General features: G+C 66.6%; 14 protein-coding genes. 11 read left to right on the forward strand and 3 right to left on the reverse strand.

Annotated features, from left to right (window positions below; translation table 11 throughout):
* Positions 1-6: 6 nt before the first annotated feature.
* The 10 genes from SPDO_RS16235 to SPDO_RS16275 all read left to right on the forward strand — a co-directional run bounded on the left by SPDO_RS16235 (position 7) and on the right by SPDO_RS16275 (position 11,868).
* Positions 7-3,237: a peptidoglycan DD-metalloendopeptidase family protein gene (locus SPDO_RS16235; protein ID WP_088368566.1), complete on the forward strand. Its 3,231-nt coding sequence runs from the start codon at positions 7-9 to the stop codon at positions 3,235-3,237.
* Entirely contained in the window at positions 3,237-3,830 is a 594-nt protein-coding gene (locus SPDO_RS16240; RefSeq protein ID WP_088368567.1) for a hypothetical protein, read from the forward strand. The genes SPDO_RS16235 and SPDO_RS16240 overlap by 1 nt, the downstream gene beginning before the upstream one ends.
* Positions 3,830-4,417 carry a hypothetical protein gene (locus tag SPDO_RS16245; protein ID WP_088368568.1) on the forward strand — a complete coding sequence of 196 codons (588 nt, stop codon included), beginning with the start codon at positions 3,830-3,832 and terminating at the stop codon, positions 4,415-4,417. Before SPDO_RS16240 ends, SPDO_RS16245 begins: the two co-directional genes overlap by 1 nt.
* Positions 4,418-4,429: 12 nt before the next feature.
* Positions 4,430-4,852 carry a DUF6950 family protein gene (locus SPDO_RS16250; protein ID WP_088368569.1) on the forward strand — a complete coding sequence of 141 codons (423 nt, stop codon included), beginning with the start codon at positions 4,430-4,432 and terminating at the stop codon, positions 4,850-4,852.
* Positions 4,853-4,855: 3 nt separating this feature from the next.
* A complete protein-coding gene (locus SPDO_RS16255) occupies positions 4,856-7,702 on the forward strand; it encodes a phage tail protein (protein ID WP_143559685.1) in 2,847 nt (948 codons plus the stop codon).
* 2 nt (positions 7,703-7,704) lie between these two features.
* Positions 7,705-9,708: a hypothetical protein gene (locus SPDO_RS16260; protein ID WP_088368571.1), complete on the forward strand. Its 2,004-nt coding sequence runs from the start codon at positions 7,705-7,707 to the stop codon at positions 9,706-9,708.
* Positions 9,709-9,760: 52 nt separating this feature from the next.
* Positions 9,761-9,991: a hypothetical protein gene (locus tag SPDO_RS16265; RefSeq protein WP_088368572.1), complete on the forward strand. Its 231-nt coding sequence runs from the start codon at positions 9,761-9,763 to the stop codon at positions 9,989-9,991.
* The gene (locus SPDO_RS16270; protein WP_245829587.1) at positions 9,981-10,565 is read left to right on the forward strand and encodes a glycoside hydrolase family 108 protein; all 585 of its coding nucleotides are present in this window, start codon (positions 9,981-9,983) and stop codon (positions 10,563-10,565) included. Before SPDO_RS16265 ends, SPDO_RS16270 begins: the two co-directional genes overlap by 11 nt.
* A 20-nt stretch (positions 10,566-10,585) precedes the next feature.
* Entirely contained in the window at positions 10,586-10,708 is a 123-nt protein-coding gene (locus SPDO_RS17290; RefSeq protein WP_281252610.1) for a hypothetical protein, read from the forward strand.
* 317 nt (positions 10,709-11,025) lie between these two features.
* Positions 11,026-11,868, forward strand: coding sequence for a DNA adenine methylase (locus SPDO_RS16275; RefSeq protein WP_088368574.1), 843 nt, complete (start codon positions 11,026-11,028; stop codon positions 11,866-11,868).
* Positions 11,869-12,158: 290 nt separating this feature from the next.
* On the opposite strand, the gene SPDO_RS16285 is transcribed toward SPDO_RS16275, so the two are convergent.
* Together SPDO_RS16285 and SPDO_RS16290 are read right to left on the reverse strand one after the other, a co-directional pair.
* Positions 12,159-12,389, reverse strand: a complete 231-nt coding sequence (locus SPDO_RS16285) for a hypothetical protein (RefSeq protein ID WP_245829588.1) — start codon at positions 12,387-12,389, stop codon at positions 12,159-12,161.
* Positions 12,390-12,398: 9 nt separating this feature from the next.
* Complete coding sequence (locus SPDO_RS16290; RefSeq protein WP_088368581.1) at positions 12,399-12,629, reverse strand: Acb2/Tad1 domain-containing protein; 231 nt, start codon at positions 12,627-12,629, stop codon at positions 12,399-12,401.
* A gap of 30 nt (positions 12,630-12,659) precedes the next feature.
* Here SPDO_RS16290 and SPDO_RS16295 point away from each other — a divergent pair, with 30 nt between their 5' ends.
* On the forward strand, positions 12,660-13,865 hold the full coding sequence (locus tag SPDO_RS16295) for a tyrosine-type recombinase/integrase (RefSeq protein ID WP_088368576.1): 1,206 nt from the start codon (positions 12,660-12,662) through the stop codon (positions 13,863-13,865).
* On the opposite strand, the gene SPDO_RS17065 is transcribed toward SPDO_RS16295, so the two are convergent.
* A partial coding sequence (locus tag SPDO_RS17065; protein ID WP_211280111.1) for a hypothetical protein occupies positions 13,854-14,065 on the reverse strand: 212 nt, incomplete at its 5' end. The two genes, SPDO_RS16295 and SPDO_RS17065, sit on opposite strands and share 12 nt — an antisense overlap.

The following is a 14,065-nucleotide window of genomic DNA, read 5'->3' on the forward strand; positions in this document are numbered from 1 at the left end:
GGGGCAATGGCACGAGGTAATCGCCAGGACCTGTACCTCGCCGTCAACGGCGACGTTCGCGGCCTGCAAAACACCGTCAAGGTCGGTCGCACCGTCCTCAACGAGTTCGGCAGCACGGCCGGCAACGTGCTCGAGGAGGTCGAGCGCCAGTTCCAGAAGATCGGGGCCGGCGGCCTGCCAGCTGGCCTGAAGGAAACCGAGCGCGCCTATACCGAGACGTTCCGCCGCATTGGCGCCGCCGCGCGCGAAGCGGCGAACGCGCCGACCGGCCAGGCAGCGATCCAGATCCTGGACGCCAATGCGTCGCGCGCGGCCGCAGACGCGGCAACCAACAAAGCCGCTGCCCTGCGGATCGTTGCGGAGGCTGCGGCAAAGGCCGATCAGGCGACCGGCGGCAACTCGGCCGCCACCCGGGCCTATGCCGTCGCCGCCGCGACCGCTGCCGTGGAGGCGGACAAGGAAGCGGCTGCGCTGCGCGAGCAGGCCGGCATCATCGGCACGGTCGAGCAGCAGCTCGTCGGCTTGACCGGCGCGCAGCAGCGTAGCCGTGTGATGAGCGGCCAGGCCCGCGCCGGCTATCAGCAGCTGAGCTACCAGCTTGGCGATATCTCGATGCAATATTCGCTCGGGACCAGCGCCAGCATCATCTTCGCGCAGCAATCCGGCCAGGTGATCCAGGCGCTCCAACTGATCGGCGGCGAGGGCAACAAAGTCCTCAGCATCCTCGGCGGACCCTGGGGCATTGCGCTCAGCAGCGCGCTGGTCGTTGCCACACCATTCGTCGCCAAGCTGCTCGAAGGTGGAGACGCGGCAAAGAAGGAAGCCGATCAGCTTAGAGAGAATGCTGAGAAGGCGATGAGCGCGGCTGATGCGAAGAAGATCTTCGCGGCTACTGAGGCGGGGGCGATCGATGACGTGCGCGCGCTCACTGAGGAGCTCGAAAAGCAAAACGAGACGCTGAAGACGAACGCGGAGCGATTGAACATCCGCGCCAAGCAGCGGCTCGAGACGCTGCAGGAACGTCGCGCCGATGTGCAGTCGCAGCTCGACGATGCCAACGCGGCTGCGGCACAGGTCCCCGCGTCGGGTGGTGTCGCCGGTACCGCGTCAGTTGCTGCCAACGAGGCGCGCAAGCGCATTCAGGAGTTGGAGGCCACCCTCAAGCGGATCGATGGCGCCATAGCGAAGGCAGACGCGGCCCGGCTACGGACACGCGCGGATCTCGCCGGCGAAGCCGCACAACGAGCGACCGATGAGGTCGCCGCCATCAACTACCGGTACGAAGGCGCGAACGGCCTGATTGAGCAGGCAAAGAAGCGCGCGATCGCGGAAGGCACGGTTGATGCCGTGCTGACGCGGCAGCTGAAGACGCTGCGTGATCAGCAGAAGGCAGAGGTTGATACCGCTCAAAAGCGGGAGCAGGCGGCAAAGAGCAGCGCCAAGGACGGCCCGCTCACCACCTTTATCGCGCCCGTAAACGGGACCGTGTCCGGCCGCTTCAAGGAACAGCGCGTCGGACACCAGCATGCCGGCATCGACTATGCCGTGCCCGTCGGCACTGCCGTGCGCGCGCCGGCGGCCGGCACGATCGACGTCGCCGGTCAGCGCCAAGGCTACGGCAACGCGATCTACATCAACTTTGGCGGTGGCACGACAGCTCGGTTTGGTCACCTGAGCAAGTTCAACGTGAAGCCCGGCGATCGCGTGGAGGCCGGCGACATCATCGGCTATTCCGGCGGCGAGCCCGGGACGCCCGGTGCGGGGCGGTCGACGGGCGCGCACTTGCATTATGAGGTGCGGCGCGGTGGCAAAGCGGTGGATCCGCGCACCGGCAAGTTCCCGACCGACTCCGGTGGGGTCGGTGACAGCGCCGCGCGCCGCCAGCAGGCGGAGGCGCGCCGACAGGAAGCTGAGGAAAATCGGCGGGTTCAGAACGCCGACGCCTACGCCTCACTGCTGTCGCAGGCACAGGAGGCCCGATACCGGATCGAACGATCACGCGCCGTCACGATCGCCGAAGCGGCGGATCTGGACGTGGCCGCCGTCGAGCGCCAGCGCGCGGACTTTGATCGCGCCTTGCAGAAGGGCGTGGAGCTGGAGCGCTGGACGCAGGCGGAAGCCGACGCCGTCAAGCTGATCACGGCGCAGAACGCCGCGGGCGAGATCGCTGCCATTCGCCTTCGCGAGACGGCAGCTACGATCACCGAGCGCGCCGAGCTCGAGCGTGATGCTCTTGACGATCAGGCATCGTTGCTGCGGCTGCAAGGCGAACTGGCCACCACCGCTGCCGATCGCCGCGCAATCGCCCGCAAGCTTCTCAAGATCGAACAGGATCAGGTCGAGCTGGCGCTTAAAGCGCAAATCGCGAGCGAGCGTGATCCGGCGCGCCGCGCCTCGCTCGAACGCCGCCTCGCACAGACCCCAGCCGAATATCAGCTTCGCGAACAGGCGCTCGATCGCCAGAACGCGGATCCGCTGCAGGCCTATGGCCAGCAGCTGGTCGATGCGACAACGGATATGGACGAAGCGCTGAAGGGCGTTGCGGCGAACGGCTTCGGTGCGCTCGAGGATGCCAGCAGTCGGGCGGCCGCGCGCGCCGTGACCGATCTGCTGAAGATCCGGGGCGTCGCCGGCGACGTGGTCAACGGGATCATCCAGGACCTTGTCCGCCTGGCCGTTCAGAAGGCGATCGTATCGGCAGTAGGCACGAGCTTTTTCGGGCTGAAGGACGGTGGTCTGGTGCCCGGGTTCGCAGACGGCGGACTGCCAGGGTTTGCGTTCGGTGGTCGGCCTTCCGTCGATCGCGGCCTCATCCGCGGACCGGGCACCGGGCGTTCGGACAGCATTCTTGCGCTGGTGGGCGGTCAAATGCCAATCCTCGTCTCGAATGGCGAGGGCATCGTCAACGAGCGCGCGGTGCAGCAATACTGGCCGCTCATCGATGCGATGAACAAGGGCACGTTCCCGCGCTTCGCCGATGGCGGCCTGCCCAGCGTTCCGACGCTGCCCCGCTACCCCAGCATCAAGGCCGCGCAGAAGGCACTGGGAGAAAGCCGCCGCGAGCAGCTCGAGGTTGTCGGCAACATCCGGGTCAGCCCGACCAAGGAGTTTGACGCCCGCATGGAGACCCTCGCCGTCCGCACCGTTGGCGCTGCGGCCGAGCCGATCATGGCCGGCGCGCAATCACGCACGATCACGCGACTGCGTCGACCAAGCCTGCCGGGAGGCTGGGGCTGATGCTGATCACTTTTCCGGCCGCGCCGGTACCCGCTACGATCGAATGGGCCATCGATCAGCCGGCGCAAGTGAACCGGGGTGAGTTCACCGGGCGGCGCCGCGCGACGATCCTTGCAGCCGCTCCCCGCTGGTTCGCGACCGTTACGCTTCCGCCGATCCTGGGCGAGGATCGCGTGCTCGACTGGCGGGCGTTCGTGGTCGACCTGGACGGCGTGGCCAATTCGTTCCGGCTCGTGGCCGTAGAGCGCGATCAGCTGCCGGCCGGCGTTGCCGTCAGCGTCGACGGTGCAGGCCAAGGTGGGCTGCAGCTTGCGACAAAGGGCTGGGGCGCGCCCGGGCTGAAGCTGAAGCGTGGCCAGTTCGTGACGGTTGGCGACCAGCTGCTGATGCTGCGCGCGCCGGTGATCGCCGACGCGGCCGGCAAGGCTATTCTGTCGCTCAAACCGTACATCCGCCTGACGCCGGCAGACGGCGCGCCGATCGAGGTGCGCCGCCCTTATGCGGTGATGGCGATGTCCGACACCCGCAACGGCTGGTCGGTCGGGATTGGGCAGAATTACGCGATTTCATTTCAGTGCGAGGAGGCGTTTTGATGCTGAACCGTCCCGACCAGGCCGCGCAGGAGGCACTTGCTGCCGATGTGCGCCGGTCGGTTACCTTCTGCTTCCTGGATCTCGCGGACGGGCCGGTGCGCGTCACCAATGCGCCCTACAACTTCACGTTCGCGGGCACCGGAGACGAAGATCTGGACGGCTTCACGTTCAATGCCGTGGATCCACGCGTTGTGTCGGTCGGATCGGTACGCGCGGCTGAAGGCGGCAGCGACACGCTGGTGCTGACGCTATCGGGCCTCGCCGGCGTCGACGACGAGCTGATGACGCAGTTGGGCGATCGCGCGAACTTCATCGGCCGTGACTGCCGGTTGTGGCGCGCCATGCTGGCCCCCGACGACCTCACCCAGCTCGGCGCGCTGTGGTGCTACTACACCGGCTATATGTCGGTGCCGCGCGTCGTGGGCGACCGCACGTCGCAGACGATCCAGCTGAACGTCGAAAGCTATCTCGCCTTTTTCGGCAAGGCGTCGAACCGCACGCTCCTGGACCAATCCAGTTTCGACCCGGGCGACCGCTCGGCCGAGCTCGCCATCGCCATCGCCAACGGCGCAAGCCGCCGCACCTAATCGAGGAACGCCATGCATCGTTGTCCCGATTGGGATGCGCGGCTCGCCGCGTATCTCGAACCCCTTCGCCTGCGCCCGTTCGCCTGGGGCAAGCACGATTGCTGCACCTTTGCCGCCGGTGCGGTCGAAGCGATGACGGGCGTTGACCCTATGCCCGAGTTCCGCGGCCGCTATTCGACCGCGATCGGCTCGGCACGTGCGCTGCGCCGGCTGGGACGCGGTGACCTCGCGTCGACCCTCGACGGAAAGTTCGAAGCGGTGCCGGCCGCGCTCGCCCAGCGCGGCGATATCGTCATGTCGAGCGGCCTGCTGGGTATCTGCTGGGGGCCGTTCCTGTTCGCGGTCGGCTCCGAAGGCGATCGCGAAGGCCTGATCCGCATCGAGCGCGCCAAGTGGATGGAGCCGCGCGCCTGGCGCGTGGCCTACGGGTTCTGACGCTTGGCTAAAGCACTCAAGATCGCCGCCACTGTGGTCGGCGTTGCCGCGCTGGCCGTTGTGACTGGCGGTGCAGCGCTCGGCCTTGGCGTCTCCCTGGCTACTACCGCATTTGGCGTCTCTGCGGGTGCCCTCCTGGCTGTTTCTGCCGGCCTGCAATTGGCTTCGGCCGCGCTGACCAAATCGCCGGCTGTTCCCACCTCTCAGACGCAGCGGCTAATTGCCTCAGTCGATCCGCGCGCGTTCCGCAAGTCTGTGCTCGGCCAGACGGCGATGGCGACCGACATCCGATACGAGGAATGGTCGGGCGCCGATCAGGAATATTGCGACTGGATCATCTGCCTCGCCAGCCACGCGATCGATGGCGTGGAGGAGATCTGGATCGACCAAGAGTTGGCCTGGTCCGCGTCCACGGGCGTCACCGGCAAATTCGCGGGCTATTTCTCGGTTCCGAACATCATCCTGGAAGGCTCGCCGTCCAACGCCTTCACCTTCGGGTCCGGCCAGTGGAACGGATTCACGCGGCTGACCGGCTGCGCCTATCTGCGACTCCGCTTCAAGACGACCGGCAACGGCAAGAAGGCGACCAGTCCGTTCTCAAGCGGCATCTCCACGCGCCTGACGATCATTGGCCGCGGCGCCAAGCTGTACGATCCGCGCCGCGACTCGACCGTCCCGGGCGGCTCGGGACCGATGCGCTGGAACGATCAATCGACTTGGCGCTACACGGCCGATGACGGCGCCGTGATCGGGGAGAATTTGGCGCTGCAGATCCTGCGCGTCGTGCTCGGCTGGCGGATCCGCAATCCGGTGACCGGTGAATGGCGGCTGGCGACCGGTTCGGGCGTGCCCGGCCGCCGGATCGGCATGGCGTCGTTCCAGACCGCCGCAAACCTGTGCGACGAGCTCGTGAACCGTTCCGCCGGCGGCCAGGAGCCACGCTACCATGGCGCCGGCGTCGTTTCGGAGGGTGACGACCCAGGCACGGTGCTCGACGCGCTGTGCGCCGCCTGCTGCGGCCGTTTCCGCGACACGGGCGGCAAGCTCGAGCTGGCGATCGCGCATAACGATCTCGCCGCGGCCGCGGCCGATGACGGGCTGAACGACGATGACGTGGTCGGTCCCTTCACCTGGGATCCCGATCCGTCGCTCGAGACGACGCCGAACGTCATTCGCGGCCGCTACGTCGATGCGACCGCCGCCTCGCTGTATCAGCTGATCGACTTTCCCGAGGTGCGGATCGCCAGCCCCGACGGGCAGGACCGGATCGCACCGCTCGACCTCGGCTTTGTGGAAAGCCCGAGCCAGGCGCAGCGCGTCGCCAGCCAGGTGCTGCAGCGCAAACAGTATCAGCGGAGCTTCAGCGCACCGTTCGATATCCGCGCCTGGAAGTACGGCGTCGGCGACGTCGTGCCGTTCACCTTCGCCCCGCTCGGGTTCAACCGCGCGTTGTTCCGCGTTGCCGACCAGGAGCAAGGCCAGGGCGGCGTCTGCCAGATGACGCTCACCGTCGAGCATCCGGCGCTTTATGCCTGGGACGCCAACGACGCGGCGCCCGTGCTGGCGGCCGACCCGATCGTCTACGATCGCGGCAATAACCCGCTGATCCTCGCGATCGGAGAGGCGGCCGAGACTGCGCTGTGGAGCGCCGTCGTCGATGACAACGGCAATCGCCCGGAGAATGGTGCGACGGTTGGCGCGCCGATCGGCACCAAAGTCGGCGATCGAGCCGTCGAAGAGGTGATCGACGATATCGACATCAACACCGATGCGATCCTGGAGGAGGCGCTTCGGCAGGACGATCTGGTGCAGGTACTGGATGCCCGAACCTTTGTTGAGGGACAGCCTGTAGCCACGCGCTTCCTAGACTTCAGGAACGAGCAGACCGGGAAAAACGAGGCCTTCGCCTCCAAGTTCGCGCTGATCGGGGCGGAGACACCGGACGGCACCGCATACGTGCTCAACCTCGAGTCCGTCCGCGTCGACGACGACAAGACGCTTGCCGAGCGGCTGGAGGAGGTTGGCCTTTCCGAAAGCGACATCACCGCCAAGATCACCGAATACGACAAGGTGATCAGCCCGCGGCTCGGAAAGGTCGAGGCGACGCGCACGCTGGCGATCGACATCAACGGCAACGTCGTCGGCTGGCAGCTCGTCGGGTCCGATGCTGGTCCGGGCAGCCTGAACCTGGTCAATGCGGATCTGCGCATGGGCACCGGCCGCGTGATCTTCAACAACGGTACCGTCATGCGCGTTCAGGGCGTCGGGTTTGGCGCCAGTGGTGATCTGATCTCCTGGTTCGGCCCGACAATGGCCTTGGCCGACTGTTCGCGTGCGAACGCCATCAGCTACGAGGCGACGGACGGCGATGCGTACTTCGGTGGCTCGCTCTCGGCCGGTGCACTGCAGAATTCGCGCTCCACAAGCTTGCTTGACGGAGATGCGGCGCTGACAGTCGGGCCTTTCCACAGCGATGGTGGCGAGATCTCGGTGGTGCTGAGCTATTCGTATCAGCGCTCCTACCGGTGCGCGTCCGGAACCGGCGGAATCACGGGCGACGGCGCTGCTGCGGTGGCGCTCCACGTCGGGGACGCGGCTGGACCGCTCCTCACCACGCTCACCGTTGGCGAGACGATCCGGGAGGTCATTGTCGATGGCGAACCTGGGGTTCCGGATCAGGTTCGCTGGGCGATGGGTGGCTCCGTCACCATCAAGTGGACCGCTGGCATCACCGACTTTGCCCAGCTGGTCGGCAAGCTGGTCAGCCGTTCGTTCCCGACGCTGCTTGGCCAATCGATCACAGATACCAGCATCCGACAGACTATCACCATTGTCACGGTGGAGGTTTAGCCATGGCCTCTCAGGCAGAACTCCTGGAGCGCGTCTCTGCGCTCTTGGGGCGCCGCGACCTAACGCAGGTCGAGTTTTCGAACTGGCTTGGTGGAAGCGCTGACGGCGGGCCAAACGGAGATGGCTATTATCCGCTGACCGACAGCACCGGCTTCACCCGGTTCGTTCAGTCGCCCGCCGCGCAGGTGACGGCGCTGGCGCAGGTGAACGACGCCCTAGAGCTGCGACCTCGGGTGGATGCCCCGCAGAACTTCACTCCCGCGCAGCAAAAGCAGGTGCTGGCGAATATCCAGGCGGCGAACGCGCGGCCGGTGGTGTTCGACATCCAGACCGACATGGACATCCTGCTTAACGAGCGGGCGACGGCCAAGAAGCTGGGCATCCGCACCGGCTCGGATCAAACGGACAACCTCCGCGCGGCGATCGCGAAACTTCACACCGGCGTCATCGACTTCAGCGAAGCCGGACCGATCATCCTGTCGAAGGAGGTCCGGATCGAGACCCCGATCCACATGATCGGGCCGGGCGGCTATTTCGAGAATTACGGCGCGTTCAAGCGCGGCACCTATTTCCAGCTCGCCAACAATTCGACGCTGGACATCGGCGGATGCATGATCCGCGTGCTCTACAAGGGCGAGCAGCGCGACAGCCGGCTGGCGGCACGGATCAGCGGCTTCATGTTCGACGGCAACAAAGCGAACAACGTTCGCGGCGATTGCCTGATCTTTCATGGCGCACGCTACGCCCAGGCCGACGACTGCCTGTTCATCAACGCGGCCAGCGCGGGCTTCCGGGCGCTCACCGGCGGTTCGCAAGGCGCGACGCAATCGAACACCCGGCTGCGCAACCTGGTGGCGCTGTACTGCCGCACCAACGGCTTCGTCCTGGCCTGCCCGGACACGACGGCCTTCGGGTTGATCGCGGGCGCAAACGAGGCATCGGGCTTCAACATTTCGGCGGTTGCCCAGCTGATCGGCTACCTTGCCTGGAACAACGGCGGCGACGGCGTCTACATCGCCGGCGACTGGATGCGGGTTGTCGGGGCAACCTACGACAACAATCGCTGCGGCGTGTACGTCAACGGCGACCGCGTCGGCGTGAACCTCGACGGCACCCATGCCTGGCGCAATGGGCTGGACCTGAACCTGATCGGTTACACGACCGATCAGAAAGCGGGCGTCGCGTTCATCGGGCGGCCGCAGGGCTGCTCGGCGCGCAACCTGATCACCGGCAACAACACCGACGGGGCTGATGCGGGCCACTCCCCGCAAACCTATGGCCTTGTCGTCGGCATGGACGGTGAGCTGCCTGCCGGCGCGATCGAGGCCCAGGTCGACTATGACATGCCTTCGTCAGTCCGCGATGGCCGGATCCGCTACATTCGGGTGACCGCAACCGGCTCCGGCTACACCTGGGCCAATGTGGCGATCACCGGGGCGGGCTCCGGCGCGACGGCAACGGCGATTATCACCGACGGCAAGGTGACCGGCATCACGATCACCAACAGCGGCTCCGGTTATGCCGGCCGCATCGCCGCACCTGCCTCAGGCACGACAGGCAGTCTCTCCGAATTGCCGGGCACGCCGATCGTGGTGACGATCACCGGCGATGGCAGCGGGGCTGCGGCGCATGCCAGCCACGGCGGCAATGTGTACGGTCCGGTGAAGGATTATTCGAAGCGCAGCGGCTTCCGCGTCTCAAAACTCATGGTCGGAGACGGCACGCCGATCAAGAAGGCATACAGTGCCGGCTACGTCCGCGACTTGGTGGCGCTTCCCGCAGGCGGGTCGGACACGTTCACCTACAACAGCGCCGCGCTCGGCCTGGGCGTGAACGCCACCGACTTTGTGCTGATTGTTCATATCGCCGGCCATGCCGGCGCGACGGTGAGCGCTTCACTGGTGGGTGAGAACACGATCGTGATCACCCGCCGCAACAACAGCGCCAGCGTACTGCCGGCGGGTTCCTACGCCATCCGCGTCGCCGCGCTGCGCTTCGTCGAATAGCCCCTCACGCCGGCTCGCAGTGCGCCGATCCAAGCAATTCCGGAGAACTATTATGACGCTGGACCATGTGCCCGGCGCCGCAAAGGCGTCGGTCGACGTTCTGTCGTTCGGCGTCGCTGTCGGCACCGTCACGCAGCTGCTGCCCCACCTGGCCGCCCTGCTCACCATCATTTGGACGCTGATCCGGATCCTCGAGACGGACACGGTGCGGTCGCTTGTGCGGTCCCGGCGCGCGCCGACCGCCCCGATCGCCACCCATGAGGAGAAGATCGGTGGCGAATAAGCGCACGATCGCCGGCATCGCGCTGGCGCTGATCACCGGCGTCATCGCCCTGGAGGGCGGCTACGTGAACGACCCGCTCGATCCGGGAGGCGAGACCAACAAGGGCATCACCAAGCGGGTCGCCGTCGCCAAGGGCTACACCGGGCCGATGCGCACGATCCCGCACGATGTGGTCGTCAGCATCTACTACGACGACTATCTGGCCGCGCCTGGTTACGAGCCGCTAATCGCTATCGACGCTGCCGTGACCGAGGAGCTGTTCGACACCACGGTGAACATGGGTCCGGCGCGTCCTGGTCGCTGGTTTCAGCAGTCGATCAACGCGCAGTGCGGCGCGCGCCTGGTCGTGGACGGCCGCGTCGGTCCCGCAACGATCGCCGCCTACAGCACCTGCCAGCGCCATCTCGGCGCCGGGCCGCTCTGCATGGCCACGCTGGACCGCCTCGATGGCCTGCAGCGCGCCGAATATGATCGCCTGGTTCGCGCCAGGCCAGCGCTGAAGCGCTTCCACCGCGGCTGGACCACGCACCGGATCGGCAACGTCGATCGGACGAAGTGTCGCGCCGCCGCCTGATCCACCACGAGGAGAAGACCATGAGGGAATTGCTGAAGAAGGTCGCGCTGGACGTGATCCTGCCTTGGGCGCTCACCGCAGCCGCCGGCTTCGCCGCGAAGAAGCTGGCGCCCAAGCCGGCGCAGAAGTCGGCCGCGAACTGATAGACGCGGCCCGCGCCGCTGTGCCATGACGCGGATGCCCCTCGGAACTTAGCCGTTACGTTGGGCCCGCGCGCGCGGATCCAGGCCGACCGGTAATGCCGGGTGGCCTGCGAAATAGAAGACCTTCGGGGAATACGCGGGGCGCAGCCGCCTGGACTGCGCGGCTAACCACCCGGTACCAGGTGGCGCCAGCTGGGCTCTCCCTCGCGTTTCCCCGAAGCCACCATCACCATCATCACCCGGGCACGCCGATCGACGCGATCGGCGGCAACTCAGCGCGCGTAGCCGACGTGCTCCTCACCGAGAGCTGAGCCACCATGCAAGCGACCACATCGCAGGCAATTTCTACCCGAAAGCACGAAGTTCACGCCGCGGTGATCGCGGCCAATCCGCCGGCCGCTTACCTCGGCGGCAAGCGCAATCTCGCCAAGCGGCTCTGCGCGCTGATCGAGGAGATCCCGCATCGCGCCTATATCGAGCCGTTCGTCGGCATGGGCGGCGTGTTCCTGCGCCGCGGTAAGGCGCCGCCGGTCGAAGTCATCAACGACCTCTCGGGCGACGTCGCCAACCTATTCCGCGTCGTGCGCCGGCACTATGAGCCGTTCGTCGATGAATTTACCTGGCTGCTGGCCGGCCGGGACGAGTTCGAGCGACAGAAGCGCGTGGATCCGTCGACGCTCACCGACATCGAGCGCGCCGTCCGCTTCCTCTACCTGCAACGCCTGGCGTTCGGCGGAAGGATCGAAGGCCGCACGTTTGGTGTCCGCAAGGATCAGTCATCGCGAATTCAAAAGAGCCTTCTTCGCGCCGAGCTGCGCAAGCTCCACCGACGCCTCGAAGCCGTGACGATCGAGCAGCTGGGCTACCAGGACGTGATCCGCCGTTACGACGGCAAGGGCGCGCTCTTCTACCTGGACCCGCCTTACGACGAGACGTCGGGCTATGGCACCGGCTTCTGCCGCGACGACTATGTCGCAATGGCCGAGCAGCTCGCCGGCATTGCCGGTCAGTTCGTCATGTCGATCAACGACACAGCCTTCATCCGCGAGACGTTCGCGGCATTCGATATTAGCGAGGTGGAAACCACCTGGTCGGTATCGAGCGCAGCAGCAGGCCGCGCAACGAAGGTCACCGAGCTGATCATCCGCAATTGCGCCTGATCGCTGCGGGTATCGAGCCCGGCAGAACGGGTATCGCACCCAAATTGCACCTCTTGAAGCCGCAGAAAACCTAGCATCCTGTTGACCGCGGCGGAGGCATCCTCCGCCGCGCTAGTCGGCTATATGGACGTTGAAGCCAGCCTGCAGGGCGGAGCGGGCGGCTATGCCAGTCTCGAAATCATGGAGTGAGGCGATCATCCGCCAACCGCAGGTGCATCGCCCCATCCACTGATCCGCAATCGGCTGAGGTTCCAACGAGAGCACGTGCTCCTGCTCCTCATCGTTGGACGTCATAAGCCCTCCTCAATGTCGGCACCGTTGAACTGACTAGGAGTATCCTGGCTGGTGCCCTTCGCGAACACCACCGTGTCGGCCGGGTGCAGCTCGCGCCTGGCGCGCTGATCCCAGCGCCGGTGGATGAAAGCCGGGCGGCCCCATAGCTTCACAGCCGACCAATACTCGTCGCCTCGGAACGCGACGAAGTGAACCGCCGGCGAGACGTCCTCACCGTCGATCTGCACCAATGGTGTTCAGGCGGTCAGCCGCGCCGGCTGCGCTATCGCGCGCACGGCGCGCATGAAGGCGTTTTCTCCCTCCGTCTGAGCCAGCGCTACGTTGCGCAGATCGATCGAGGGGATCTGCTTCAGCCGATCGATCATCCCGTTGAAGTTCGCCTCGAGCGCTTTGACGTCGTTCATCGCGTCGATCTCGGCCTGCGACAGGTCCCGATATCCGCTGATCTTCTTGTGCTGGTTGTCCACGGCCGGCTCCTCTTGATCCGAGACCACCCTATGCTGACGAACGCCGCGGTGAAAGCCGCGCGGCCGCGCGCGGCCGCCTACAAGCTCGCCGATGGCGCGGGCCTCCACCTCTATGTCGCACCGACCGGGCTCAAGAGCTTCCGTCTCCGCTTCCGGTTGGCTGGCAAGGAGCAGCTGCTGACGATCGGCAGCTATCCGCAAGTCGACCTGGTCACCGCTCGGGCTCGCGCCGAGGCGGCGCGCGCGCAGCTCGCCCGCAACGAGGATCCTCGCGCGCGATCAAGCCGCGTCGAATCGTTCGAGGCAGCGGCGCGCGCCTGGCACGCGGTCCAGGCGGAGGGGTGGACGCCGGTCCACGCGGGCGACGTCCTGGGCAGCCTCGAGCGCGACGTCTTCCCGGCGATCGGCGCTGAGGCGCTCGACACGATCGAGCCGGCCGACGTGCTCGAGCTGCTGCGCGCGGTGGAGCGCCGCGGCGCCCGCGAGACCGCACGCCGGTTGCGCCAGCGGATCTCGGCCGTGTTCGAGCTGGCGATCGGCGAAGGCTGGTGCATGAACGATCCGGCGGAGAAGGTCGGCCGCGGGCTGAAGAAGCCGGCGGCCGTCCGCCACCACGCTGCGCTGACGACGACGGCCGATGCGCGCGCGTTGCTGGCCGAGGTCGACCAGCTCGAGGCATCGTCTGCAGCGAAGCTAGCATCCCGCTTCCTGGCGCTCACCGCGATGCGCTGGGCGGCCGTGCGCGGCGCGCAGTGGAGTGAGATCGAGAATCTCGATGGGCCGGCGCCGATCTGGCGCGTGCCGGCGGCGCGGATGAAGCTGGCCGCAGCGAAGAAGAACGATGCCGCGCACGACCATGTCGTGCCGCTGTCGCCGGCGGCCGTGGCGGTGCTGCATGCATGCATGCGCGAGAATATGCATGCCGGCGTCCCGATCGTGCATATCTTCCCCGGCGTCGGTAACGCTGTCCCGCTCGGCGAGGCGGCGATTGGCGCCCTCTACGCGCGGACTTCGTTCGCCGGCCGCCACGTGCCGCACGGCTGGCGCGCCACCTTCTCGACGATCATGAACGAGACGATGCCGCTCGAGCGCGGCGCCATTGACCAGGCGCTCGGCCACACGCTGAAGGCTGAGGATGGTTCGGCGGCGAAGGTCGAGGGCGCCTACAATCGATCGCAGCAGCTTGGCCGCCGGCGCGCGATCTTCGACGCCTGGGGCGCGCTGCTAGTCGGCTGACGCAGGCGGCTGATCCTCGGCCACCAGCACCCAAGGCCCGCCAAAGCGTGAGACTGCGCGGATGCCGCAGCAGCGCGCCACCGCGTGATGGACATCGCCGTCGGCCGGCAGGATCCGCCAAGCATGGGCGATCCCATCGCAGGTCGGCGCGTCGTCGTCGGGAGGGGGCGGCGGGGCGGGCATCGGGATCGAGATAGGGG

This window comes from Sphingomonas dokdonensis, from assembly GCF_002197685.1.
In the GTDB taxonomy this organism is placed as follows: Bacteria; Pseudomonadota; Alphaproteobacteria; order Sphingomonadales; family Sphingomonadaceae; genus Sphingomonas; species Sphingomonas dokdonensis.